We start from the raw sequence: 23789 nt of genomic DNA, 5'->3' as shown, positions 1-23789 counted from the left end.
CGCGGGATGGAGCAGTAGGTAGCTCGTCGGGCTCATAACCCGAAGGTCATCGGTTCGAGTCCGGTTCCCGCTACTAAACGAAAGAGAAGCAATATTTATTGCTTCTCTTTTTTATTTACTATCAGTCATTGCGAACAAAGTGAAGCAATCTCAGGTAGAAATAATGCGTAGAGACAAACTTTTATAACTGAATTTACATTTTGGGTAAGACCCAAAGATTTTATCTTGGGTAAAATAAATAGGGAGAAGGGTTATAGGGTAAGTACTACTGGTTTTTCCACAGCTTATAGGCCTCTTTCATACAATGTCCACACGGACGATAGCCATTTTCTAAAGCATCTTTCTCATCTGTGAAGAAAACTCTGTTGTCCATTTTCATTCTCTTTCCTGAGCGGCAGCTGAGCAATCCATAGATTTTTAGTTTTTTATTTCCTCCAAAACGAATTTGTCTGTGGTGGATTTTACTTCTAAGACTTTCTGCTGGTATCTGAGAATGCTGAATCATAGTTCAATTATTTAATAATTAGTTGGTTGCATCATGAAAGATAATTCCTAGCGCATAACGGTTTCCCTCTCTCACTTCACTTACTCCATGTTTCATATTGACTCTGTAGTATCCTTTGGTTCCTTTTTCGGGTTTAAATTGAGTCGTAAAAATAAGAACATCCCCTTTTTTAGGTTTTAAAACAATAGCTTTTGACTGTGCCCTCGGAATCTGTTGGGTAAGTACAAACTCACCGCCTGTAAAATCTTCGTCAGGTTCGCTGAGCATTAATACAATTTGAATAGGAAAATAGATGTCTCCATATAAATCCTGATGTAAGGTGTTAAATCCGCCTTTTCCATATTTCAAAATTAAAACCGCAGCTTTTTGCTGACTGTTAAGATGACATAGGTCCAGGAACTCCTGATGGTCTAAAGGAAATTGAGTGTCAATATGTAACGCTTTAAACCACGTATTGGCAATAGAAGCCAGATAGGGATACATTGTTGTTCGTATGGTTTGAATGATTTCAGGTAATGGGTAAGTAAAATATTTATATTCCCCCAAACCAAAACGATGTCTGGTCATGACAACTGTTTTACGATAAAGAGAAGAATGATCATAATTTGATTTCAATAGTTCACATTCATCTTCAGACAGCAGATCAGGAATGATAGCATATCCGTTTTGATGCATTGCTTCTGTAAGGTGTTGCCAGTCTGTATTTTTGAGTGTATGAAGAATATTTTTCATTGGTTTGATTTTATTCTGCAAAAATCTATAGTTGTTCAGAACAATACAATCCGAAACGTGCGGTATTCATTGTGTAATTTAATAAAGATCACAGTAAATCTATCTGGACTATAGTTTTAATATGATTCTGGATGATATCACTGGTCCTGTTTAAGGCTATTTTTGCCCTGTTAATAAAAATAGATATAACGATGAATTACATGATTAAAAAGGCAAGTCTTGAAGATCTTGATGAAACGGCTGAATTGTTCAATCTTTACCGTATTTTTTACAGACAGGAATCGGATCTTGAAAAAGGGAAGGCTTTTCTTAAAGAACGGTTTTTAAATAGTGAATCCGATATTTTTCTAGCAGTAGCAGACGGAAAAGCCGTAGGATTCGTACAGCTTTACAAATTATTTCATTATACCAGATTGCAAAAACAATGGCTTTTAAGTGATCTTTTTGTTCATCCTGATTATAGAGGGAAGGGGCTTTCTGTGGCATTAATTGACCGCAGTAAACAATGGTGTGAAGAGACAGGAGCGTGTGGGCTGATGCTTGAAACCGAAAAAACAAATGATATAGGAAATACGCTGTATCCACGCTGCGGGTTTGAATATGACGGACTGCATAATTACTACCACTGGTGGAAGAATAAAGCGAGTAAAACGTAATTGTAGAGCACCTTTTTTGAGGTGCTTTACTTCTATAATGAGAAGTAGTATTAGTTCTACAGTTTTGAACATTTAATTCTACAGGTATTTTCAGCCAGCAGAAGGCTATAGTCCTATTTTTGTAAAGCTCTTACAGATCATGGGTAGGACAGTTGATCTGTAGAGTGTATGCAAAAAAATCTCTGCCTAATTTTCTACTTTTTCCCCAAGGGTTTTATGATTAGTACCACAAAACTGCTTTTTCCGGCGGAGATTTTTTGCTTTTGAATAAAAAAGAGAACCACAATTGAGGTTCTCTTTTTTTATTTTTAAATATGATTTAGATATTATTGTGCCAGTTGAGCGTAAGGAGTAAGCTTGTTGTCATCAGACATTGTCTGTCCTAAAAAGTCTCTTTTCTGATCCGCTTTCATTCTTCCCGCAGCATCGTTTGCATTGAAATACGCTTCACTCAGCTTTGTAGCAATATCAGCAGGTTTGAATTCAAATTTTGTATCTCCTTCAACACCCAGATATCCGTTCTTTCTTGTAAGGTTGGTAATATAATTGTTGTAATTGATCATCGTACCTCTCAACATATTGTTGTGGTATTCCATACATTTCTTAGCTTTTTTAGAAGAATTGTTCAGGATACAGTTTTTCATATTGTTTCTGTATAAAAACCATTCAGACTCTAAAATACCATATTCTCTACCCAAAGCAATCTTTCCGTTATTCACAATATTATTATCTCCTTCTTTTGTAGAGATCGTTTGAAGATGCTGAATAACCAATGGAACGGTAGCTTCGATTTTTGATTTTGTATCTTTTAATATACTAAGATCAGCAGCAGGAGAACCCTTCTTTTGTGCTGTAGTAACATTGAAAATAAGCAGTAATAGTACAATCAATAAATTATATCTTTTCATGAGAAATTTTTAAAGCACTAAAATAAATATAATTTCCCGGTTAAAACAAATACATTTTAATATTTATTTAATAAAATTTAACAATTCTATAATGTATATGAACCATTGTTGTAAAAATGACGTCTTCAGGGTCTTTATTGACATGATTTTTGTAATTTAAATTGTTAATACAACTCAATTTGTGCATTTGAATGGTCATTCACAATCAAAATAATTTTGTGTGCATGGATAAAAAAAACACTACTCATAATGATAGTAGTGTTTTGCAAAGATTATTTATTTGAAATAATGAGTGATTTTATCACTTTCAGGAACTACTTTAGAGTCAAAATGTTCTAATAATTTTCCTTCCGGGCTGATCAGAAACTTATTGAAATTCCAGCTTATGGTAGCGTCCATTACCCCGTTTTGAGATTTGTGGGTAAGATAATCGAATACAGGAGTGATTTTTGAACCTTTTACATCCACTGAAGTAGTAAGCGGAAATGTTACCCCATAGTTCTTTTCGCAGAAAGATTTGATATCAACATTGTCATGAAACTCCTGATCTGCAAAATTATCAGAAGGGAAGCCAACCACAACCAGTTTATCACCATAATCCTTGTAAAGTTGCTCCAAGCCTTTGTATTGAGGAGTGTATCCACACTTGGATGCTGTGTTTACAATAAGAATGTATTTTCCTTTGTATTCAGAAAAGTCAATTTTTCCGCCATCGATGGATTCAATCTTAAAATCATAAATTGATTTTGCAGGTTTCGTACCTCTGGAATCATCCGATTTAATAAATGATGAAAGGCTTATAATCCCTATAAGCACCATTCCGATAAAAAGTATTTTTTTCATTGAGAAAAGATTTTAATATTAATGTATGTATTATGTTATTTATTTAATGGTAAAGGCATTTGATCTGCTGCCCATATTTTACCTTCTTCATCTTTAAAGATTTTGCCTTCATTTTCTATTTTTTTCAGCACTCGGCTTACTACTTCCCGTGAAGTTCCCAGGCTTCCTGCTATTTCTCTGTGTTTGATTTTTACAGGTTGATTTCCTGCTAAAATCACTTTTCGTTTAATATAATTCAGAACGCGTGTATCCAGATGATGAAACATTGCTTCATTAATCATATCCATCACGGCTGAAAATCTTCTTTCATATTCATGAAAAAATATTGTATTAATGGCAGGAAACGCTACCAGCCACTTGCTTATCACTGCCAGAGGAACAAGAAGAACCTCAGAGTCCTCTTCCGTAGTAGCATAAACCTTACTGATGTTATTATTAAAAATTGATGAAAAGGTCATCAGACAGTTCTCTTCATCACTGATATAATAATATACAAGTTCACGGCCATCATTCAGAGAATACACTTTAATAGCTCCTTTTATTAAAAACAAAACATACTTGACGCGGTCTCCTTCGCGGATGATTTCCTGCCTGGCTTCTATTTTGTCGTAGATTCCATGAGTTTTGAGCTCTTCCAGAAAGTCTTCACCAAGAAAACCAAATTTACGGCGAATAAATCCGTCTGCAATAGTATTTTTTTGATCCATTTTATTTGTTCTTTATTTTGAGCTGGAGTTGAGCTCAGTTGTTTATTGCTGTATTCCAAAACGATTTCTGATTGGGCAAAATATTAGCTTTCTCCAATGGTAATCAGAGATTAAATTATTTTATATACTGCTTTTAGTTAATTGTTTTATCGCTCTTCCAGCCACTGGAGAAAACGGGAAGCTTTATCTTTAGTGACCAATGGCTTTTCGGGGGTAGTAATTTTCAGGCTGACAAGAAGTTTTCGGGAGAAATAATGTTCCACTTCAACAATAGCTGTAAAGCTGATCAGATATTGCCTGTTAATTCTAAAGAATTGAGCTCCTGAAACCAGCTGTCCAATCTCATCCAATGACTGTGGAACTGAATATTCTTTCTGATCGAAAGTCACCAGTACAGTACTTCCAAACTGGCTGTAAAAACAGGCAATTTTGTCAACAGGGATATTATTGTATTTATTATTGGAAAAGACCAGGAAATTGGTTTTTCCTCTTCCTGTTGTCAGATTATTCAGAATATCTTCCAGTTTCTGGTCGGGAGAAGGAGCGTGCTGAAAAAAGTTTTTAAGATTATTGATCTTTTCAAAAGCGGACTGAATATCTTTTTTCTCAAAAGGTTTCAAGATATAATCCACTCCGTTACTTTTAAAAGCTTCTATCGCATATTCATCAAAGGCAGTACAGAAAATAACGGGCACTTTTATCCTGACCTTGCTGAATATCTCAAAACAATTTCCGTCCGCCAGTTGAATATCCATAAATATAATGTCCGGAGTTTCAGTGCCAGAAAGATATTCCACAGCCATAGCAACACTTTCAATGTACTGTACTATGGTAGCTTCCGGCTGTACTGCAACGATCATCCGTCCCAATGCCTTTGCGGTTTTTATCTCATCTTCTATTACTAAAACTTTCATCTACTATGGGTAATTTGACTGTGAAATTATGATCATTATGCAGGATGGTAAGTTCCTTTTCAGCAAAATGCTTGTAACGTTCTCGGATATTTTCAATTCCTATCCCTGCGGATTCCTGTGGTATATTCTTCGGCTGGAAATTATTTTCAATAATAATATATTCGTTATCACTGTATAATTTTATGATTAACGGATTGGCCAGTGATACAATATTATGTTTGATACAGTTTTCACACAAAAGCTGCAGTGTAAACGGAGGAATGTAAGAATTTAAGATCTCTTCCGGAATATCTATTTTAAACTCTATACCATCTTCAAACCTAGATGTCAGAAGAAAAACGTAGGCATCCAGTATTGTAAGCTCCTTTTTTAAGGGAATAAGATCCATTTTTCTGTTGTCTAAAGTGAAGCGATAGAAATCTGCCAACCTCACCACAAAATCCCCGGAACTTTCATCTTTTATGTCAATCATAGATTTCAGTGTATTGAGACTGTTGAATAAAAAATGAGGATTAATCTGCTGCTTCAGCAATTCATATTGGGCATTGAGATTATCCGTTCTGATTTGTTCAAGTTCAAATTTAATCTGCTGAGAATTATAAGTCTGATACAAAAGGTAGAGAAACATATAAATCGTAAGATTGATCAATACGCCCCGGAATTCGTACATCAGCACCATAGTATTAAATCCATACTTGGGAAATATAATATGATGAATAAGCACTATGGCTGCCATGACAACTACTCCGATGGATAAGCTGATCACCAGTTTTTTATTGAAAAATCTCGTAGATATATTCTGAATAGAAAACTTCGGCAGACTGTAGATATTAAAATACCATACAAATAATGAGAATAAAAAGGAGATGGAAAAATCTATCGTCAGCTCTCCCAGTGTAATATGCATACGGAGTATTTTGGGCACTGAAGCCAGAATCCCCATAAAAAGAGAGCTGAAGAGAATGATTCTCGGATCAATCCTGAATACCTTTCTTCCGTTGGTATTTATATATTTTGCATAGATCATAAATAAAAATCAGGCAGTTAAGCAGTAACAAAGATACAAAAGCTAAATAACGGCACGGCAGCACGTCCGTTATTTAGCACTGAGATTTCTATAAAAACACAAAACTAGGGCATAGCTGCTGCCATATTTTTCACAGGTACAGGCCAAACACCGCCCGGAGTAGGAAATGAAACACCTTTATTAGAGCCCATCACCATATTATCCTGTCCAAAACGGTAAAGAGGCCATCCTTTATACGTAAGCTGTTTTCTTCCGAATACTGTAATAGATCCAAAAAGCGTTTTATCAAGCCCGGAAGGAACTACAATTTTATCTGTTTCATAAATGGGCCAAACGCCATTATTCGAAAAATCAGAGGCGGTAAAATTGTTCTTATTTTGTTTGTCATTCTTAAAGGTGTAGAGTGTTACTCCTTTAGCATCTGTAAAATAGAGCGTTTTTCCCGTCCCTTCCGTATACGTTGAAGTATAGTTTTTTCTGTCATGTCCTACAAGTTGTGCATTGGTAAGCATAATAGTATAATCAGGTTTTGCAACAAACCATACGCCTCCTACGTTTTCTCCGCCGGTTTTCCCTGCATCTTCTTTTACATTGGTTCCGTTCACCAAAGGTGCATAGTAATAAAGAGGTCTTCCTTTATAGGTTACCTGCTTTTTCCCTGAACCCGTTGTTATTGTCGTAAAATCTGAAAGTTCCAATCCGGAGCCTAGTTTTTCGGCAGAAAGATTATCTACATTGAAGATAGGCCATACAGGTTCGCATCCTCCGGTACAATTGTTGGTGGCAGTAGCATCATTGGCAAAATAATAAAGAGTATGGCCCTCTTTATCAGTCAGTACACTTCCAAGACCGGCATCATTTCTCAATTGTACTTCTTTAACGGCAGGATCAGACGATTCATCCTGATTATCCTTTGAACAGGCCACAGAGGTGAAAAGCAATAACGCTGCAGAAACGCATCCGGTAACCAGACTTGAACTGAATGTAAATTTTTCCATTTTTTTAATAGTTTTTAATGAATATTATTTTTTTATATGTGATTTTAAAATCCTATGTTAAGGCATGATTGAAGGTTTCATACTTAGAATTGTAGAAACTCTGTTTGTCCCATCTGCCTTCACTTTCTTAAGTTCTTTCCCTTCATATTTTTGATACAGAATTTCTGAGTTTTCGGAGAAAGGCAGTTTACTTTTGATAACTTCTACAGACAGAAGATTATTGGGGATTTTAGCTCCATACCAATAAGGATCATCCTTCTGCGACCAGGTAACCAATGCCAGTATTCTTTCTTTACCATTGACTTTTCCAGCATTATCCTTCAAATCATCAATTGCTGAATCAGTGCCGTAGAGCGTCATCATCGTCTGTTTTTTATGATTGATCGAAGAGGTTACCACCTTTAAGTTCATAGCATTAAAATCAAAGCTTTCAGGAAGGGACGCATTTTCATTCACGGGTTCGTATTGTTTTTTGGAATTGCAGCTCACAATAAATACGCACATTATTAAATAAACAGTCAGATTCTTCATCACTTAATGGTTTATAGGAGAGGTAAATACAAAATCATTGTCTTTCATAGGACGATGGCAGCTGATGCACTCGTTGCCGAAATCTGCTGTCTTTCCATAGGGGTCAAGTTTGGGAGATAAAAATCTTGCCCATCCCCATCCTTTTGTAGAGGCGAATTTTTTGGAATCCTTAATCATATATTCCACCTGTTTAAAGGCTCCGGTAGTGACATTCCCGTCACTATCTATTATCTGATCCCATGCTACTTTCGCAAATATGGTTCCGTCCGGCCATGGATTGGTTTTATGCTCTTTTGCCGCTTTTACAGCAATATCATTTCCGAATATGATACGCATTGTACCATTATCAAATCTTTCTGTAGAACTTATCGGTTTCCAGTTTTTATAATCAGGAATATAGCTGATCCCATTCAGTGCAGTAGGGAATGATGGTTTAGATGCATTAGTATGCATTTTACTGACTTGCTGAAGCTGTTTGTTATAAGTAGAAACCTTTGCAGTGTCAGGTTTTTGCTTGGGAGCAAGAGAAGTCACATAGTTTTTCAGGATGCGGATATCATTTTCAGAAAGTTTTGCTTCGGGATGAAGTAATTTGTAGCTTTTTAGAGGCATTGCTTTCAGGTTAATCTGATTAAAAGCTTCCCAAAGTTTGGCATTTTGTGCAGGAGGAGCCAGTTTATCCCATTCAGAAAAATTGAGTCCTTGTTTTCCTTTTTTAATATGATTTTCTACCAGCCAGTAAGCAGGAGCAATCTGATCAAACCACTTCAGATCTGTCTGATTAGAATGACAATCGAAACACGAACGCTGCAGGATCGCTCTTACATCACTGGGCACATGAATCTCACCAGTTATAGGCTTTTGTACAATTTCAGGTCTGTAAAACTGAATTCCAATAAAGACAATCAGTACTATTACCAGTATATTTTTTGTTTTTAATTTTTTCAAAAAACGATTCATATCTCTTTGTTTTTATTCAAATTTCAGAACTTTTTGAGGTATGTTTTTCTGAAAATCTGATCAATCGGACAAATTTTACTTTGAATCTGACATTTGTGATTATGAATTTTTTTAGTCTTTCATTTTTTATATATTGACCCTTGTCAAGGTTTAAAACCTTGACAAGGATTGCTACTAAAAGAGTTGAAAATCTTTGAGCAACCGGACCTGTTTAGTGTAAAAAAGTAATACTATTAAATGATTTTCTACAAAATAAACAGCAAATATTCCCATTCATTAAAAATTTAATAAATTTTAACTATTTTTATTGTGTTGATTTTCAAACGATTAGTATTTAAAACGTTTTATCACTAAAAAAATAGTTGTTTGATTCATTTTTATTTCTACATTTGTATAACTAATTTATTAGTGATATAGGATAATATGATTGTATATCACTTTAATTGATAAATGAACAGGATATGAAAATTCAGACTCTAACAAAAGCAGAAGAACAGGTAATGCAGTATTTATGGAAATTAGAAAAAGGCTTCCTGAAGGATGTGCTTGATCTTTTCCCGGAACCAAAACCACATACGAATACTGTTTCTACTATTTTAAAAGTATTGAAGGATAAAGAATTTGTAGACTATCATGTATACGGAAGACAGCATGAGTACTTTCCGCTGGTTTCAAAAGAACAGTACTCCGGGAAAACAATGAAGAGCCTTGTGAAAAACTATTTTAAAGGTTCTTACAAAAGTGCCGTTTCATTTTTAGTTGAAAAAAATGAAATGACAGTAGAAGATCTTGAGATGTTATTAGATGAACTCAAAAAGAAAGACTAAGACTTATGGAAGCAATACTTTTATACTTTGGGAAAACTATTTTATGTTCAGGTGTAACATTTTTGTATTATCAGTTGTCATTAAAAGACAAGACATTCCATCATTATAACAGATTTTATCTGCTGGGTGCAATTGTGATATCACTTTTGTTGCCACTTATCAGAATAGACGATTTTACGATAGAGGTAAATAATGATATGTATATGCTTCTTGACAAGATTCAGAATTTTAACACAGAAAAAAACATAGACAGTGGTAACCTTTATTTTAACATTATTTTTTCAACTCTGGGACTGGTTTCTCTCTATTTTTTAGGGAAGCTGTTGTATGGGATTTTCAAAATCCAGCAGTTTAAAAACCAATTTCAGAAAGAAAGTTTTGACGGGATCAATTTTTACCGTACAGACCTTACCGAAGCTCCATTTTCTTATTTTAAAAACCTGTTCTGGAAGAATACAATTACACTGCATTCTGATATCGGAAAACAGATTTTAAAGCATGAAATGGTACATATTGAGCAGAAACATTCCTTTGATAAGATCTTTATCGAGATTATTACCTCTGTTTTCTGGTTCAATCCGTTCTTTCATCTCATTAAAAAAGAAATTAATCTAATCCATGAATATCTGGCTGATAAAAAAGCCGTAAAACAATCGGACACCAAAGCATTTGCGCAGATGCTTTTAGCAAGCCACTTTTCCGGAACACAGTTGCCTGTTACCAGTCCGTTTCTAAGTTCAAACCTTAAAAAAAGACTTAAGATGTTACAAAAACCAAAAACCAAATTCGGATATGCGCGAAGAATTTTTGCCCTGCCGGTTGTATTCTCTATCGCTTTTGCTTATCTGGTAAATGCGAAGAACAGAGAAATTGAAGAAACAAACCTTTCTATAAAAAAAGTAGTTTCAGAAATCAAGAAAGATACGATAAGACCTGAAAAATCAGGTCAGGAAAAAATTGCAGAACTGAAAACCGTATCGCCTGAAGACCACACAAAAATTTCAGGGCTTGAAAAGAAAATAAAAGAAAAAGAGAAAGAGCTGGAAGGTTTGGATCCCGAAAGTGATCTCTTCAGCGATAAAATAGAAGAAATAAGCAATATGGCTTCAGAAATAGGAGAAATTGCTTCAAAAGTGGAAGTTGATAAGTATTTCAATTCTGTTGAATGGAAGAATCAGATGAAGGAGCTCGAAAATATGGAACCTCTTAGTAAAAAAGAGCTTCGAAAAATAGAAAGAGCGGCAAAAAAAGCAGAAAAAGCAGCGGCAAAAATAGGAGAAATGCCAATTCCTCCTGCACCACCTAAAGCGCCAAAAGAACCAAAAATAACCTATTTTAAAACAAACAGAGTTGTTAATTATAATGATCTGAGCGCTCAGGAAAAAGAAGAGATACGCAAAGCAATGGCCGAAGCTAAAAGAGCAATGAAAGAAGCAACTAAGGCCAGAATAGAAGGTGACAGAGCACGTGCTGAAGGAGATAGAATCAGAGTACAAAGCGAAAGAATCAGGATTGATGCAGACAGAATCAGAAAAGAAGCTGAAAAAGCCCGCGTGGAAGCAGAAAAAACAGCACAAAATTTCAGAGGAGGTAATTTTACGATGGTAAGTTCTTCTCCAAACGTGATGGTAATGCATGCTGATTTTATTAAAAAAGATGGCAGTGGCAACATTTCAATGAATGGAGTGAAGAAATTCAATATAAGTGCCGGAGATGATTTCAGATACAAATACTATATTGATGGAAGAGAGGTTTCTAAGGATGATGTCAATTCATTGGATACAAACAATATTTCAAGAGTGAATGTCAACACACAGAAAAAAGGAGATGCTAGACAGGGAGAAGTAAGAATAGAGACAAAAAAATAAAGTTCCAGAAAGCTTTGTCAGTTTTGGATTGGCAAAGCTTTTTTAATAATATTTAAATAAATACATAAATTATGAAAAAAATACATTTGCTTTTGCTAGCGTTTTTAAGTGTAGCCCTACAGGCTCAAGTCAACAGATTCTATTATGACTATAAATATATCTCTGATTCTACCAATAAAGCAGATGTGAAAAGTGATGTAATGTTTCTGGACATTGATAAAAATGGATCTAAATATTACAGCAGAGAAAAATTTGCTTCAGATTCTGCAACAAAAGCAGATATTGCAAAGCAGATGAAAGGAGGATTTGGGGGAAGTATTAATATCAAAAAAAATATAAAACCCGGTACAATTTCCTCCACGGTTACAAAAAAGTATCCGGATTACAGTGTTTCATTCTCAGAAAACATTGGGAATACCAGCTATAAAATGCCGGAAGATCAAAAACCTGAATGGAAAATACTTCCTGAAAAGCAGAAAATCGGAGAGTATAATACCCAAAAAGCAACTACCAGTTATGGAGGAAGAAGTTGGGTAGCATGGTTTTCTACAGACATTCCTTTTCAGGATGGTCCTTATAAATTCTATGGATTGCCGGGACTTATTGTTAAAATTGAGGATACCACAGGCTCGCATATAATGACTCTAATCGGTAACAAGAAAACAGAAGCTGCATCGCAGGAAGATCTTCAAATACCCGGCCTCACTACAATAGGTTTGGGAGGTAAAGAAATAGAGATCAGCAAAAAGCAGTTTAAAAAAGCCTGGAAAGATTATCTTACTGATCCTACAAAAGATATGAAGCAAACCATGAGTACGCTTCCGGCAGGAGCTGTAGTGCAAATGAAAAACCAGGATGGTAAAAGCATTGATATGAATGAAATGTACAGGAATATTGAAAAAAGAGCAAAAGAAGATCAATTAAAAAATAACAATAAAATAGAACCTGATTTGTTCAAGTAAAATTATATATTTTCTAATATCTGCAGGATGGCATTTTTGTCATCCTGTTTTTATTTTTTAGAACATAATGTGGTTTGAGGTGCTGAAACGAATGATCAATATCACTGAGGTTTATCAGGACATATTTCTTATATTTCATAAGCAATAAGCAATAAGCAATAAGCAATAAGCAATAAGCAATAAGCAATAAGCAATAAGCAATAAGCAATAGCAAAAAATTATATCTCATGACAGAAAAGGAAAAATGTGCTGCCGGGCTTTTATATAATGCCAATTATGATAAAGAACTGATTCGGGAACGTATTGCCTGCAAAGATCTATGCCAGGAATATAATGGATTGAAAAATTCAGATACAGAAAACAGATACAGACTGCTCAGAAAGATTATTGGCGGTATAAAAGAAAATATCTGTATAGAACCCAATTTCTGGTGCGACTACGGATACAATATCAAAGTGGGAGAGAACTTCTATGCCAATCATAACCTTGTTATTTTAGACTGTGCCAAAATAGAATTTGGTGATAACGTGTTTATCGGGCCCAACTGCAGTTTTTATACAGCAGGCCATCCGCTTGATGTACAGCAAAGGAATGAAGGGCTGGAATATGCACATCCGATCAAAGTAGGTGATAATGTATGGTTGGGAGGAAATGTGGTTGTACTTCCGGGTGTTTCTATCGGAAATAATTCGGTGATTGGAGCAGGAAGTGTTGTCACAAAAGATATTCCGGATAATGTAGTGGCAGTGGGAAATCCGTGTAAGGTGGTTAAAAATATAACTGAAGAAAAAAAATAAAACACCCATTAAAAAATAAAATCCCGGATAGTGTTCCGGGATTTTTTATATCTGAATAAGGACCAGTGATTATGCTAATTTCTGAGAATCTGCAATAAACTGAGCCAATCCGCTGTCTGTTAACGGGTGCTTCAATAAGCTCAAGATCGGAGGAAGTGGAGACGTGATAACATCTGCTCCTATTTTAGCACAGTCGATAATGTGCATTGAGTGACGGATAGAAGCGGCCAGGATTTCAGTTTCGAACATATAGTTATCGAAAATTAATCTGATCTCCTGAATAAGGTTCAGACCGTCAGTAGAAATATCATCTAATCTTCCTAAGAACGGAGAAACATAAGTTGCTCCTGCTTTTGCTGCCAAAAGAGCCTGTCCCGGAGAGAAGATCAAAGTACAGTTTGTTTTGATTCCTTTATCAGAAAAATATTTTAAAGCTCTGATTCCGTCTTTGATCATCGGAATTTTTACAACGATATTCGGGTGAATAGCAGCCAATTCGTCTCCTTCCTTAATCATTTCTTCATACGTTGTAGAAAGAACTTCTGCAGAAATATCTCCGTCTACAAGTTCGCAGATCGTTTTATAATGGTTTTTGATCGCTTCAGCTCCCTGAATTCCTTCTTTTGCCATTAATGAAGGATTGGTAGTTACACCATCTAAGATCCCAAGATCTCTTGCTTCCTTGATTTGCTCTAAATTAGCTGTGTCAATAAAAAATTTCATTTTGATAAATAGATTTATTGATACAAAGATAGGGAATTAATTGGGTTCTGAGGTATGAATTTTGAGTTACGGCGTGATTGGGTTAGAGGGTTTTGGGGTGGGAGAGTTTGAGTGTAGGAGGGTTTGAGAGTTTTAGGGTTTTAGAGTAGGAAGGCTATAGAGGAAAAAAATATGTTGATGTTAAACCAAATAGTTAATTTTGTTTCTAGCCTAACTAAATCTGTTATCTATGAAAAACAACAGCTTCACCGCCTCATTGGAAATTATAGGAATCAATCCTTTTGTTTTTATTCCTGAAGAAATTCTGGAAGAAATTTTTAATGAATCAGGGAGAAATAAAAGTCCTATTGCTGTAAAAGGAACTGTGAATGGGAAAGAATTTAAGCAAAACCTGATGAAATATCTGGGAGAATGGAGGCTGTATGTGAACCTGATAATGCTGAAAAACTCTCCAAAAAGAATAGGAGAAGTTATTGAAGTTGTTCTGGAATATGATGATTCTGACAGAAGTATTGCTATCCATCCGCAATTAGAAAAAGCAATTAAAGAAAGTACTGTGGCAACAGCAAATTTTGAAAACCTGATTCCTTCAAGAAGACATGAGCTGATCCGGTATATCAATAATTTAAAAACCGAAGCCAGTATTCAGAGAAATATTGATAAAATTATCAGACATCTGCATGGTGAAACAGATTTTTTCGGAAAGATGATTGAGTAGGATCATAGCAAGACAAAGTTTCAAATAATGCAGGAAATCTGGAATTAAAAAAGAGTAACTCTGCACAAAAAATATATTTTAAATTTAACGCAAAGATTAGCTTAAATTCTCTTATTCCTAAGCGTGCTAAGAAAGCGACAGTGTCGCTGATGAAACTTTATGATATACATACGCTTAGAAAGAATCAATGAAATTGATTCCATCCTTAGCTTCCTCAAAATTTAACAGCAGGTACTTAATCTTTGTGTTTAATTTAAATAAAACCTGAACATTTCATCATTTATAATTAAAAACAAAAAGACCGGAAAAATTTTCCGGTCTTTTTTATTTACTAAGAATTTAATGTTTTGCTAAGCTTTACAGCATCCTCGTTGGTTGGGTCATACTGTATAGATTTTGCAATGTGTTCTTTTGCTTTATTAGGATCAGTTTGCTGTTCTGTAAAGGCAAGATAGAAATAAGCGTATGCCAGATTCTTCTTATTTTGCTCTACTTCTTCAGGTTTTACTGTTGCAATATACTTTTCGTAAGCAATTTTTGCATTGGCATCATCTTTTGCAGACTGATAGGCATAAGCCTGGCTGTAATAAGACGGAGCCCAGTCCGGTAATAAAACAGATATTTTCTTCCATGTATCAATGGCATTGGGCCAGTCTGAAGCTTCCTGATAAGCATTAGCCAGTTTTGCTAATGATTCTGCATCTTTTGGATTGGCTGCGATCTGTTTTTTAAGACCCTCAATAGTTGGATTAGTGGTTTGACTCGTTGATGCCGAAGTTTCCGGCTGAGTCGTTTGTGCATTTACAAGACTTACACTTCCTGCTAGTATTAATCCTAAAAATAGGCTTCTACTATTAATTTTACTCATTTTCATAATCTTATATTTTAAATTCGAAAATCTAAAATTCAATAATAATTCCACAAAATGTAAAATTTTAGAGGCTTTAAGTTTTTTTAGAAAATATTAACGGGATTCGTGTTTTTTTTAGTTTAATTTTTGATTCGTTCATCTTTGAAGCTATCTTTGTAATTCATTTTTTATTAATACCTATAATTTCGCCATATGAACATTATATTAGCTTCAACATCCACCCTTTTTGGTGGGGAATATCTGGAATACTTAAGAGAAGAATTAATCCAACTCTATAAAGGAATTGACGAAATTGTGTTTATCCCTTTCGCAAGACCAGGCGGAATTTCCCATGATGACTATACGGCTAAAGCACGCTCTTTTTTTGAAACCATCCATATAAAAGTAAAAGGGCTTCATGAATTTGAAGATAAAAAAGAAGCCATTCATCAGGCAAAAGGTTTCTTTACCGGAGGAGGAAATACTTTTTTATTGGTTAAAACATTACACGAAGAAGGATTGATGTCTGTCCTGAAAGAAAATGTATCTGAAGGAAAAGCTTATCTTGGATGCAGCGCAGGAAGTAATATCGGAGGTCAGAATATGAAAACGACGAATGATATGCCGATTGTATACCCACCGAGTTTCGACTGTATGGGACTGGTGTCTTTCAATATCAATCCCCATTACCTTGATCCCAATCCGGATTTGAAACACAACGGAGAAACCAGAGAAACCCGTATTCAGGAGTTCCTTACCCAAAATGATATTAAAGTGGTTGGCCTTAGAGAAGGAAACTGGATCCGAAGAACAAATGATTCCATTACAGTGGAAGGAAGTGAACTGACCAGGATTTTTGAAAAAGGGAAAGAACCTTACGAAATAGAAGCAGGAAGCAGCCTTTAATGAACAAAGAAGAAATCAATCTTTTCATAGAACGTAATCTCACTAATTTTTCAGTGAACAGTACCGGATGGAATGATCTTATCCGGAAATTGCTGTATGAATTTGCTGTTGCAGGCTGGAATATGGAACATCGTGTCTTTGGAAAGGAAAAGTTTGGAGAATTGAGATGCTACACCTATTCTGAAGATGAAACGCTCAACGACAAACTTAAAAAGATCAAAAGTAAATATTCAGAACTGTCTGTCAGGACGTGTGAGATCTGTGGAGAAGAAGGTAAACTGAGAACAATTGGTTCATGGCAGACCACATTATGCCTGAATCACTTTCTGGAGCAGCAACCCGTTATTGAAATTGATGACAAACAGAATGTCAAAAGAAACAATGAGACTGTTCTGAATATTAAAAATATTGTTAAAGCTGAGGTAGAATATGACTTTCAAAGACTATGGCTTTTTATAAATAAAACGGAGTCGGTGTATTTTTCATGGCAGGAACCGAATTATTATCTGCTTCTGAAAACAATTCCTCTTTCCCTTTTTTCGGAAGAAAGCCAGCATGAGATCTCAGTATTGTTTCAAAACTTACAGGATTGTGAAGTATGTGGTCATAAAGCTGTTTACCGAAAAAGCTGTTTACGCTGCCATAATGAAACCTGGAATGATTCCGGATATTTTGTTCAGGATTATGGGGAGAAATCAAACTATATCAAAGAATGTCAGATGGATATTTTCATAGATGAAGATGATTATGAGAAATATTTCAAAAATGATCGTTCATTTGAAAAATCTCCTGACCATCAGATTCTTTTCACTTCCGATGACCTCATTGAGTATAAAAAGCTTTTATTTTAACTATATTTGATTAGAATTAAATAGAGCAAAAGGTTCAGCCATCGGCAAGCATTAATAGTCTTGCAAACTGTATTTGATACCTGCTTGCTTAGATCCAAACAACAATGCAATGAAAAAAACACTTGCTGTTCTTGTGCTTTCTGTACAGATAGTTGCTGCACAGAATATAGCCCAAAAATTAGATAAAGTAACAAAGGATCTTATGGATTCTTCTGGGGCGGTTTCTTCTAGTTTATCATTTTATGTTTCAGATGAAAACGGCAATTTTATATATGAATATCAAGGAAATAAGGGGCTTTCTACTGCTTCTACACAAAAGATTTTCACGGCAGGAGCTGCATTGGAAACTTTAGGGAAAAATTATACTTTCACTACTACTTCAAGCTATTCCGGAAACATCTCCGGAGGAACACTGAACGGAAATCTTTTCATCAGCTCCAATGGCGATCCTACATTAGGAAGCTGGAGGTACGATGCCTATAAACCCGAAAATTTTAAAAAGAAACTGATTGATGCTGTCAAAAATTCAGGAATCACAAAAATATCCGGTGATCTGGTGATTGATGATTCTTATTTTGATCATCAGACGATCCCGGGAGGCTGGCCTTGGGATGATCTGGGTAATTACTATGGAGCCGGAGTCTGGGGAATCAACTGGAAAGAAAATCAGTTTGATATCAATATCAACGGAACAGATTTTAAAAGCTTTTCTTATCCGCTGGAAGGCGTAAAGTGGCTCAATGACCTTAAAGCAGGAGGAAACTCAGATCAAAGTCTGATTTTTACTGCTCCTCATTCTGATGTTGCTTTGATTAATGGAATGCTTCCGGCGGGAAAAACTGTTACCGTTTCCGGTTCTACTCCTAATCCGCCACTCCAATTAGCCACAGAAGTAAAACAATGGCTGAAGGAATCAGGAATTGAACTTTCAGGAAAAGCAGTAACGAATTCAGAACTTGAAATAGAAGGGAAAACGGCTTTAGCAGCTCCTAAAAATAATATTCTCCTGACTTATCAATCTCCGACTTTAGATAAAATTGTCTATTGGTTTTTAAGAAAAAGTATCAATCTTTACGGAGAGATTTTGATTAAAACATTAGGAAAAGAGAAAAAAGGAAATTCAAGCTTCAAAAGCGGCGTTTCTTATCTGAAAGAATTCTGGAAATCGAAAGGAATTAATCCTAATATGATCAATTTTGCTGATGGAAGCGGACTTTCTCCACAGAATTATGTAGCGGCAAAAGCAGAAGTTCAGGCTCTTTTATATGCTAAAAAACAATCATGGTTTGAGGCTTATTACGACGGATTCCCGGTTCAGGATAATGGAATGAAGATGAAAAGCGGGACGATGAGAGATACCAAGTCCTTCGCAGGATATCACACTGCAAAAGATGGGAAAAAATATGTATTTTCGATTATCATCAACAATTATCAGGGAAGTGGAAATACAGAGCTGCAGAAAATCCTGAATGTTTTAAAATAAAATACTTTGAGAAAATCCATACTCACCAGACTGAATAACTGGATCATTTTTGTTGTGATGACTACTTTGGTAATTGCTATTGTAGTAGCCTCAACATCGCTTATTAATTTTCTCAGAAAAGAGGAGATCAAAAGGATTAGCCTTCTTTCCAAAGCAATTAGAATACAGCAGGAAGTGAAAACTCCAGACACAGACGTTCTGGATTTGTTGCCAGATATCCTGAATATCAACAATACCATTCCGTTTATTGTAACAGATAAGTTCAAAAATCCAATCCTTGATCTCGGATACTACAGAAATATTCCTGAAAGTACGATTAAGGATCCTGAGAAATTGCAGGATTTGATCCGGAATATGGAGAAAAACTATGATCCTATTGAGATCAAAGTGCCGGATGGCAATAATCAGTTTGTGTATTATGATAATTCACGTCTGCTTAATAATCTTCGATATTCACCCTATATTTTAGGACTGTTTATTTTACTGTATTTTGGTTTTTCTTTCTGGTTTTTCAGAACGATAAAAAAAACAGATGAAGGCTATCTTTGGGCAGGTTTGGCTAAGGAAACAGCGCATCAGATTGGAACTCCTCTGTCTTCTATGATTGGCTGGATAGAAATTATGAAGCTGGATAATCCGGATTCAGATGGCGTACATGAGATTGAAAAAGATATTGAAAGACTCAGAACGATCTCAGAGAGATTCTCAAAAATTGGTTCTATTCCTGAGCTGAACGACAGAAATTTCAATGAAACCATTCAGGAGAATTATGACTATTTGAAAACAAGAATTTCAAGGAAAATCAATTTTACACTTAATCTTCCAACATATATCGTTTTGGTTCCTCACAATAAAATTCTAATAAGCTGGGTGATTGAAAATCTTGTAAAAAATGCTGTGGATGCGATGAAAGGAGAAGGAGCAATCACCATGTCTGTTTTTGAAAGAAATAAAAATATTCTCGTTGAAGTAAAAGACAACGGCAGCGGGATGACAAAACAACAGGCAAGAAATGCTTTTAATCCTGGCTATTCTACCAAAAAAAGAGGGTGGGGATTGGGATTGTCATTGGCAAGAAGGGTAATTCATGAATATCACAATGGAGATATCAAGATTTCCCAGACTGAAGTAGGAAAGGGAAGTACTTTCAGGATAACAATCAGAAAGGAGGAAAATCTTTAACGGCAAATTTCTTTTACAAATAATAAACCTAACAGGTTTTCAAAACCTGTTAGGTTTGAATATTCAAGAATAAAGTTATCAGAGTAAGAAAATAAAAAGCGGGGAAATTTTCCCCGCTTTTATCTTTATTTTTTACCAGTAAGCCACTGGGTCTGTAGTTTCAGTTCTTCCGGAGTTGGATTCGCCTTGAATGAAGGGGTTTCCATGGTCATTTTATCCAGAATAGCCTTTCCTTTCAATGTCATTTTCTCTTTCTTCCCGGCATTATCTCTTAAAATAGTTACCGTAACTTCCTGTCCTTCTTTAATGGTTCTGGTATAACCAATAAAATCCTGTACTTTTTTGATGTCTACTGTTCTTCCGTCTAAAGCAAGTACCTGGTCAGTGATTTTAAATCCGATACTTTTTGCAAATGGAGATAGTGCTGAATGATCGTCAAAAGCAAAAGCATTGGTCTTCTCATCAAAACCAGTCTGGTTCGGGTCTTTGATAAACCAGAAAAGAGGGTGGCTTTCCTGCTTTTTAATATCCACACCTACCATGCTCAGATATTGTGCATAAGGTGTTGGCTGGTTTCCTGCAATATATTTGTTATAGAAATCTTTTACCTGAGGATATCCGGTTACCGTTACCAGTTCGTCAATCAGTTTATCATCTTTGAAAGGTTTGTTTTCACCAAATCTCTGAGACAGTTTTCTGATCATATCACGATATCCCATTTCTCCGTTGGACAATTTTCTAAGCTCGATATCTAGACACATTGCTAAAAGCGCTCCTTTCTCATATACGTTTCTGTACTGATCTTTGTAAGGCTCTACCAATACATTTTTACTCATTACCGTAAATGGCATTGTATCATCATAGCTCTTGGAGTTGGCAATTTTTTCACCGATTCTTTCAAGGAACTGATCTTTATTAATCAAACCTTCCTGAATCTGGAATAAGTTGGCAAAATATTCTGTCCCGCCTTCATACATCCATAAATGCTGAGACATTTTCGGATCTGCATAATCGAAATAGTGAATTTCTTCAGAGTGGGTCTTCAGAGGGTTTACAGTATGGAAAAATTCGTGGGAAACTACATCTGTAATGGTATTGTCAATAGCATCTTTCGGCATTCCTTCCGGAAGCACTACACTTGTAGATTCATGGTGTTCCAATGCTCCGAAACCTTTTATTTTAGGCCCGTCACCACCGGAAAGATAGAGCATGATAGCATACTTCTTATTGGTGTTCATATCCCCCAGAAACTTCTTTTGGGCAACAACCATTTTCTCAAGATTGTCTTTGAAATCTGCTGCTTTATATTTTCCTGTCGGAGAATATACACCCAATACAAGATCCATTCCTCCGGCATTGAAGGTAATATAATCAGGTTTTGTATACATTAATGGAGAATCTGTCACCTTAGCATAATTGGCAAGAGTATAGGTATCTGTAGATTCAGATTTATCCTGATCTACCAATGCTGTGGTTCCATAGAAATCAGTTGGTTTCTGAACGACAAGCTGATAAGGAACATCCTGCATATTCTCAATATATCCTATGAATCCGTGGGTATTGATCATGTATACTTTTCCTTCTTCAATATCCGTTCCTGAAGGAGAAAATACAGCTTTATGCTTTGATGTATCTAATTCATCATCAAAACTGTCATTCACTAGATATGAAATTTTGGAAAGTGCCTGAGCATTTTTCAATGAATAGGTATTGTCATTTACTTTAGTATAAGTAAGTTCTTTTCCTTTATTATCGTAAAATTTGATTCCTTCGATGAATCTTCCATAGTCGTCTACAGAATAAGTACCTGGAACCGTTTTTGGGAAATGAAATTTAATATCCCCGGATTTCATTTTCGGAAATTCCATGGTAACGGCTACTTTATCATCTTTTACATTGACAAGGTCAATGGTGGTTTTTATAGACTGAGCATTTGCTAAAAAAGCAGCAAAAATACCAAGGCTAAGTACTGTTTTTCTCATTAGGTTTGAATTAATAGTTAAATAGTTGCTTTTTTTCTGAGTTTGTTACGAAGAAAGTATTAAACTTTTCTTAAAATTTTAATAGCAAAAAGCAAAAAGGCAAATCTGCTGATGTGCGGATTTGCCTTTTTCTTTATTTAGTTTCCTTATAATTGATATAATAGTTCGTATTTAGCTCAACAGGAGTGCTCTTTTTAAGCTTTACAGTCTGCCATTCTTCCGTTGGATTTATGGTTTGATCGCCATTGATGATGATAGGTAATTTCAGGTTCTTTACCACATCTGTATAACGGAACTTTAAAGTATCACCATTTTGAGCATACTCAAGGGTTGGTATTTTTATGGTTCTCAGATACTGATCAAAAACTGTTGAAAAATCGATTCCTGATTTTGAGGAGATATAATCTTCTATCTGCTGAGTGGTAACAGTCTGATGATAAAAGTCTTTATTCAAACCTCTTAAAATCTGTCTGAATTTTTCATCATTATTGATAACTTGTCTTATCGTGTGAAGCATGTTGGCTCCTTTCGGGTACATATCTCCGCTGCCTTCATTTCTTACACCATACTGGCCAATAATAGGAATGTCATTGTCTATCAATTTTCTGATCCCCTGAACATAGATTTCAGAAGATTTTTTGTCCATATATTTTTCCGTGAAAAGAGTCTCGGAATAGTTGGTGAAACTTTCATGGATCCACATATCAGCCTGGTCTTTTGCGGTAATATTATTGGCGAACCATTCGTGGCCACTTTCATGGATAATAATGAAATCCCATTTTAACCCAACTCCCGTCCCTGAAAGATCTCTTCCGAGATAGCCGTTCTGGTATTTATTTCCATAGGCTACATTGCTCTGATGCTCCATGCCAAGGTGAGGTGATTCTACAAGTTTGTATGAATCTTCATAAAACGGGTACGGACCAAACCAGTATTCAAAAGCTGATAGCATAGGTTTTACTTGCTCAAACTGTTTCTTTGCCTTGTCCAGATTATAGTCAATTACCCAGTAATCCAGGTCTAGTTTTCCTTTTTCACCCTCAAATGTATCTTTGAAATTTACATATTTTCCTATACTCGGGATAATGGAGTAGCCATTTATAGGATTTTTAACCTCCCAGGTATAAGTAGTTTTAGTGCCGGTTGTTTTTTTATCAGTGAGTCTGCCGTTCCCTACACCTACCAGATCATTAGGTGTTACAATTTTCATAATGATCCCGTTATCAGGTTCATCGCTCCAGATATCTTTGGTCGGAAGCCAGATGGAAGCTCCTATTCCTTCGTCAGCAGCAGTCATCCATGGATTTCCTTTTTCATCTTTAGTGAAAACCCATCCGCCATCCCAGGGAGCATTTTTAGCTATGGTAGGTTTTCCGGAATAGGTAACGTTTATTGTATATTTTTCACCTTTTTTGAACTTCTTATTCGTTGTAATGAAAATAAAGTCTCCATCCTGCTTATAATTGGCAATAGGGAAATTTCCTTCCACCTTATCCGCTTTCATTGGTTGTTGAAGGTCAATCTGGAAAACAGGATTGGTAACATCTTTGATGATCTCAAAACTGATTTTATTATTTCCTTTAATACTTTTCTGTTCAAAATCAGGTTCTACAGAAAGATCATATTTTTTGACATCCCAAAAATTTCTGAATTCAGTATTAGAACCTTTTAAAGTATCCTGTTTGGTGAAAACCTTATCTTTCTCAAAGAACTGTCCGAAAACCAGCCCTGATGCAAATAAGAGTGTATATGACAATTTTTTCATTTAAACTTATATTAAATCTTTTCAAAAGTATAAAATTAAATTAATAGGCCCATGCCGGAAATCAAATTAAATACAGATTTTAAGAAGGCATAAA

Annotated in this window: 24 protein-coding genes and 1 tRNA gene; 11 read left to right on the top strand and 14 right to left on the bottom strand. The window is 35.4% G+C overall.

Annotation, left to right across the window (positions count from 1 at the left end; genetic code table 11):
- Window positions 1-73: transfer RNA gene (locus NK356_RS16570), tRNA-Met, on the top strand.
- A gap of 192 nt (window positions 74-265) precedes the next feature.
- Here the strand turns inward: NK356_RS16570 and NK356_RS16565 are convergent.
- Together NK356_RS16565 and NK356_RS16560 are read right to left on the bottom strand one after the other, a co-directional pair.
- Window positions 266-505, bottom strand: a complete 240-nt coding sequence (locus NK356_RS16565) for an Ada metal-binding domain-containing protein (protein WP_034695636.1) — start codon at window positions 503-505, stop codon at window positions 266-268.
- Window positions 506-523: 18 nt separating this feature from the next.
- Window positions 524-1237 carry a 2OG-Fe(II) oxygenase gene (locus NK356_RS16560; RefSeq protein WP_253317494.1) on the bottom strand — a complete coding sequence of 238 codons (714 nt, stop codon included), beginning with the start codon at window positions 1235-1237 and terminating at the stop codon, window positions 524-526.
- 191 nt (window positions 1238-1428) lie between these two features.
- Between NK356_RS16560 and NK356_RS16555 the strand changes: the two genes are divergently transcribed.
- Window positions 1429-1893, top strand: a complete 465-nt coding sequence (locus tag NK356_RS16555; protein WP_253317493.1) for a GNAT family N-acetyltransferase — start codon at window positions 1429-1431, stop codon at window positions 1891-1893.
- Window positions 1894-2219: 326 nt separating this feature from the next.
- On the opposite strand, the gene NK356_RS16550 is transcribed toward NK356_RS16555, so the two are convergent.
- The 8 genes from NK356_RS16550 to NK356_RS16515 all read right to left on the bottom strand — a co-directional run bounded on the left by NK356_RS16550 (window position 2220) and on the right by NK356_RS16515 (window position 8781).
- Entirely contained in the window at window positions 2220-2801 is a 582-nt protein-coding gene (locus NK356_RS16550) for a hypothetical protein (RefSeq protein WP_034695632.1), read from the bottom strand.
- A 276-nt stretch (window positions 2802-3077) separates the two neighbouring features.
- Window positions 3078-3644, bottom strand: a complete 567-nt coding sequence (locus NK356_RS16545) for a glutathione peroxidase (protein ID WP_034695630.1) — start codon at window positions 3642-3644, stop codon at window positions 3078-3080.
- Between the two features lie 35 nt (window positions 3645-3679).
- Entirely contained in the window at window positions 3680-4351 is a 672-nt protein-coding gene (locus NK356_RS16540) for a Crp/Fnr family transcriptional regulator (protein ID WP_253317492.1), read from the bottom strand.
- A gap of 146 nt (window positions 4352-4497) precedes the next feature.
- On the bottom strand, window positions 4498-5265 hold the full coding sequence (locus NK356_RS16535; protein ID WP_034695626.1) for a LytTR family DNA-binding domain-containing protein: 768 nt from the start codon (window positions 5263-5265) through the stop codon (window positions 4498-4500).
- A complete protein-coding gene (locus tag NK356_RS16530) occupies window positions 5240-6292 on the bottom strand; it encodes a sensor histidine kinase (RefSeq protein ID WP_051934318.1) in 1053 nt (350 codons plus the stop codon). Before NK356_RS16530 ends, NK356_RS16535 begins: the two co-directional genes overlap by 26 nt.
- A 104-nt stretch (window positions 6293-6396) precedes the next feature.
- A complete protein-coding gene (locus NK356_RS16525) occupies window positions 6397-7290 on the bottom strand; it encodes a hypothetical protein (protein ID WP_253317491.1) in 894 nt (297 codons plus the stop codon).
- Between the two features lie 57 nt (window positions 7291-7347).
- Complete coding sequence (locus tag NK356_RS16520; protein ID WP_253317490.1) at window positions 7348-7821, bottom strand: cytochrome P460 family protein; 474 nt, start codon at window positions 7819-7821, stop codon at window positions 7348-7350.
- Between the two features lie 3 nt (window positions 7822-7824).
- Entirely contained in the window at window positions 7825-8781 is a 957-nt protein-coding gene (locus NK356_RS16515) for a heme-binding domain-containing protein (protein WP_253317489.1), read from the bottom strand.
- Between the two features lie 461 nt (window positions 8782-9242).
- Here NK356_RS16515 and NK356_RS16510 point away from each other — a divergent pair, with 461 nt between their 5' ends.
- The 4 genes from NK356_RS16510 to NK356_RS16495 all read left to right on the top strand — a co-directional run bounded on the left by NK356_RS16510 (window position 9243) and on the right by NK356_RS16495 (window position 13235).
- The gene (locus NK356_RS16510) at window positions 9243-9608 is read left to right on the top strand and encodes a BlaI/MecI/CopY family transcriptional regulator (RefSeq protein WP_034695620.1); all 366 of its coding nucleotides are present in this window, start codon (window positions 9243-9245) and stop codon (window positions 9606-9608) included.
- Between the two features lie 5 nt (window positions 9609-9613).
- Window positions 9614-11476 (top strand): M56 family metallopeptidase, encoded by a 1863-nt coding sequence (locus tag NK356_RS16505; RefSeq protein WP_253317488.1) that lies wholly within the window; start codon window positions 9614-9616, stop codon window positions 11474-11476.
- Between the two features lie 71 nt (window positions 11477-11547).
- A complete protein-coding gene (locus tag NK356_RS16500) occupies window positions 11548-12438 on the top strand; it encodes a GLPGLI family protein (protein WP_253317487.1) in 891 nt (296 codons plus the stop codon).
- Between the two features lie 227 nt (window positions 12439-12665).
- Complete coding sequence (locus tag NK356_RS16495) at window positions 12666-13235, top strand: sugar O-acetyltransferase (RefSeq protein ID WP_253317486.1); 570 nt, start codon at window positions 12666-12668, stop codon at window positions 13233-13235.
- A gap of 69 nt (window positions 13236-13304) precedes the next feature.
- Here the strand turns inward: NK356_RS16495 and fsa are convergent, their stop codons facing one another.
- Window positions 13305-13958, bottom strand: coding sequence for a fructose-6-phosphate aldolase (fsa, locus tag NK356_RS16490; protein ID WP_034695604.1), 654 nt, complete (start codon window positions 13956-13958; stop codon window positions 13305-13307).
- Between the two features lie 229 nt (window positions 13959-14187).
- On the opposite strand from fsa, the gene NK356_RS16485 reads away from it, so the two are divergent.
- Window positions 14188-14676 (top strand): YdeI/OmpD-associated family protein, encoded by a 489-nt coding sequence (locus tag NK356_RS16485; RefSeq protein ID WP_253317485.1) that lies wholly within the window; start codon window positions 14188-14190, stop codon window positions 14674-14676.
- Window positions 14677-15007: 331 nt separating this feature from the next.
- Here NK356_RS16485 and NK356_RS16480 read toward each other — a convergent pair whose 3' ends face one another.
- Window positions 15008-15550 (bottom strand): hypothetical protein, encoded by a 543-nt coding sequence (locus tag NK356_RS16480; protein WP_034695599.1) that lies wholly within the window; start codon window positions 15548-15550, stop codon window positions 15008-15010.
- Window positions 15551-15739: 189 nt separating this feature from the next.
- Between NK356_RS16480 and pepE the strand changes: the two genes are divergently transcribed.
- From pepE to NK356_RS16460, 4 genes are all read left to right on the top strand, one after another.
- A complete protein-coding gene (gene pepE, locus NK356_RS16475; protein WP_253317484.1) occupies window positions 15740-16432 on the top strand; it encodes a dipeptidase PepE in 693 nt (230 codons plus the stop codon).
- Window positions 16432-17283, top strand: a complete 852-nt coding sequence (locus NK356_RS16470; RefSeq protein WP_253317483.1) for a hypothetical protein — start codon at window positions 16432-16434, stop codon at window positions 17281-17283. The genes pepE and NK356_RS16470 overlap by 1 nt, the downstream gene beginning before the upstream one ends.
- A gap of 109 nt (window positions 17284-17392) precedes the next feature.
- A complete protein-coding gene (dacB, locus tag NK356_RS16465) occupies window positions 17393-18766 on the top strand; it encodes a D-alanyl-D-alanine carboxypeptidase/D-alanyl-D-alanine-endopeptidase (protein WP_253317482.1) in 1374 nt (457 codons plus the stop codon).
- 6 nt (window positions 18767-18772) lie between these two features.
- Window positions 18773-19948, top strand: a complete 1176-nt coding sequence (locus tag NK356_RS16460; RefSeq protein WP_034695590.1) for a HAMP domain-containing sensor histidine kinase — start codon at window positions 18773-18775, stop codon at window positions 19946-19948.
- Window positions 19949-20073: 125 nt separating this feature from the next.
- Here NK356_RS16460 and NK356_RS16455 read toward each other — a convergent pair whose 3' ends face one another.
- Entirely contained in the window at window positions 20074-21930 is a 1857-nt protein-coding gene (locus NK356_RS16455) for a PDZ domain-containing protein (protein WP_034695587.1), read from the bottom strand.
- Between the two features lie 133 nt (window positions 21931-22063).
- On the bottom strand, window positions 22064-23695 hold the full coding sequence (locus NK356_RS16450; RefSeq protein ID WP_253317481.1) for a M1 family metallopeptidase: 1632 nt from the start codon (window positions 23693-23695) through the stop codon (window positions 22064-22066).
- Window positions 23696-23789: the final 94 nt, after the last annotated feature.

Source organism: Chryseobacterium sp. S0630 (assembly GCF_024158915.1).
Taxonomy (GTDB): Bacteria; Bacteroidota; Bacteroidia; order Flavobacteriales; family Weeksellaceae; genus Chryseobacterium.
The sequence above is the reverse complement of the archived record's forward strand: the minus strand, read 5'-3'. Positions and strand labels throughout refer to the sequence as shown.